This is a genomic window from Kroppenstedtia sanguinis (assembly GCF_050433445.1).
GTDB classification, from domain to species: domain Bacteria; phylum Bacillota; class Bacilli; order Thermoactinomycetales; family DSM-45169; genus Kroppenstedtia; species Kroppenstedtia sanguinis.
In genome coordinates this window covers 1-1,256 of the sequence record NZ_JBNPXF010000052.1, presented here as the reverse complement: position 1 = coordinate 1,256, position 1,256 = coordinate 1, and the positions used below count along the sequence as shown (strand labels likewise).

The window sequence follows — 1,256 nt, the reverse complement described above, 5'->3', positions numbered from 1 at the left end:
ACCACCCGTTCCCATCTCGAACACGGAAGTTAAGCCCTCCAGCGCCGATGGTACTTAGGGCGCAGGCCCTTGGGAGAGTAGGACGTTGCCAGGCAACTCAAGGTGAGGAGTGGGAATTGGGAATCCAATCTCTCACTTCTCGCTTCTAACTTATAAAAGTGGAGAGGTGTCCGAGAGGCCGAAGGAGCACGATTGGAAATCGTGTAGGCGGTAACCCCGTCTCGAGGGTTCGAATCCCTCCCTCTCCGCCATTTAGTTGCTATAAATGATCTGTTGTGGTTCGGTAGCTCAGTCGGTAGAGCAGAGGACTGAAAATCCTCGTGTCGGCGGTTCGATTCCGTCCCGAACCACCACTTGGTTTGCCGGTGTAGCTCAACTGGTAGAGCAACTGACTTGTAATCAGTAGGTTGGGGGTTCAAGTCCTCTCGCCGGCACCACTGGCTGTTACAGGGGCGTAGTTCAATGGCAGAACAGAGGTCTCCAAAACCTCAAATGCGGGTTCGATTCCTGCCGCCCCTGCCATTTCATTCAGCTTTGAAGTTTTTTTGGAAATGATGCTCCAGTTGTTCCAACTCGGATTGTCCTCTTTGGATCCATTTGGATTCTAGGCGGGCATCAGGATCTTCCGGTTCGGAAAACTGGTTGAAGGTGGAAGAGATCAGACCTGCATTCACTGGATTATTCTCTTGGGTTTGATATACATGTTTCAGGATGAAGGGTTTGCCGATCTGAAGGGTTGCTGTACGAGTTCCGATACTTCCATCGATGGCGGTGACGGGGACCCGCAGGTATGCCCGGTGTTCTTTATTCTCTTCCCAATCCAGGGCTTTATCGTAGTAACCGTGATCGTATTCATAACCGCCTCCGAGGACAAACCCTTTTTCGTTGAATAGGCGGTCCAGCTGGATGAAGTCTCCCTTGAAATTTTCGATGGCTGACTGTAGCAGGATCATAAGGGCATTCTCCTTTCCGGATTTGCCTTTATAATTCCCGGCGGTTAGATCTTCATACTTTGATTATGGCGGCATAGCCAAGTGGTAAGGCAGAGGACTGCAAATCCTTTATCCCCGGTTCGAATCCGGGTGCCGCCTCCAAGTCAAGTCCATGTAAGCGGACGTGGCGGAATCGGCAGACGCGCTAGATTCAGGATCTAGTGGTCGCTAGACCGTGGAGGTTCAAGTCCTCTCGTCCGCACCATATGTGCCCTTAGCTCAGCTGGATAGAGCGTCTGACTACGAATCAGAAGGTCGGGAGTT

At 51.6% G+C, this 1,256-nt stretch carries 1 protein-coding gene, 6 tRNA genes and 1 rRNA gene; 7 read left to right on the top strand and 1 reads right to left on the bottom strand.

The window, feature by feature from the left end:
• From rrf to JOD24_RS16040, 5 genes are all read left to right on the top strand, one after another.
• A 5S ribosomal RNA gene (gene rrf / locus JOD24_RS16060) occupies nt 1-94 on the top strand; the annotation flags it as partial.
• Nucleotides 95-160: 66 nt separating this feature from the next.
• Nucleotides 161-251, top strand: a tRNA-Ser gene (locus JOD24_RS16055).
• Between the two features lie 26 nt (nt 252-277).
• Nucleotides 278-353: transfer RNA gene (locus tag JOD24_RS16050), tRNA-Phe, on the top strand.
• Nucleotides 354-361: 8 nt separating this feature from the next.
• Nucleotides 362-437: transfer RNA gene (locus JOD24_RS16045), tRNA-Thr, on the top strand.
• 11 nt (nt 438-448) lie between these two features.
• Nucleotides 449-522: transfer RNA gene (locus JOD24_RS16040), tRNA-Trp, on the top strand.
• A gap of 2 nt (nt 523-524) precedes the next feature.
• On the opposite strand, the gene JOD24_RS16035 is transcribed toward JOD24_RS16040, so the two are convergent.
• Nucleotides 525-953 (bottom strand): YugN family protein, encoded by a 429-nt coding sequence (locus tag JOD24_RS16035; protein ID WP_380165476.1) that lies wholly within the window; start codon nt 951-953, stop codon nt 525-527.
• Between the two features lie 67 nt (nt 954-1,020).
• On the opposite strand from JOD24_RS16035, the gene JOD24_RS16030 reads away from it, so the two are divergent.
• Nucleotides 1,021-1,094, top strand: a tRNA-Cys gene (locus JOD24_RS16030).
• A 16-nt stretch (nt 1,095-1,110) separates the two neighbouring features.
• Nucleotides 1,111-1,197 (top strand) — tRNA-Leu (locus JOD24_RS16025).
• Nucleotides 1,198-1,256 lie beyond the last annotated feature (59 nt).

Coding starts and splice junctions, on each gene's coding strand:
- JOD24_RS16035 (WP_380165476.1), bottom strand. CDS start 953: ATGATCCTGCTACAGTCAGCCATCGAAAATTTCAAGGGAGACTTCATC.